Genomic DNA, 320 nt, shown 5'->3' with positions numbered 1-320 from the left:
CCTGATTAGCCCCATCCCTCAGCCAAGAAAGTTGCTTGCCATGCGCAAAACTCGCTCTGGGCAAGGCTTGCAGCGCATCAGCGCCGTCGCCAGTCGCGGCAGCATCTGTTCCAGACGAAATCTGCGGTTGAATCGATAAGCTGCTTCGGCCAGGTAGCGCCGCGCATACTTGGCTTGGCGCACCGCATGGTAGGTGCCGCTGATGGCACGTTTGACGTTGGCCAGCACCACATTCAACCAACGTGCTCCCTGGACTTCGGTTGCGGCACGACCACCGCCGGTATCGAGGGTGGTGTGGGCATGCCCAGCCTCCTCCAAAC

Annotated in this window: 1 protein-coding gene; it reads right to left on the bottom strand. The window is 60.9% G+C overall.

The features are described from left to right. Positions 1-18: 18 nt before the first annotated feature. On the bottom strand, positions 19-320 hold a 302-nt coding region (locus tag XcuCFBP2542_RS19175; RefSeq protein ID WP_146090398.1), incomplete at its 5' end, for a transposase.

Origin of the sequence: Xanthomonas cucurbitae (assembly GCF_002939885.1) — a bacterium.
GTDB lineage: Bacteria > Pseudomonadota > Gammaproteobacteria > Xanthomonadales > Xanthomonadaceae > Xanthomonas > Xanthomonas cucurbitae.
This window is presented reverse-complemented; position numbering and strand designations above follow the sequence as displayed.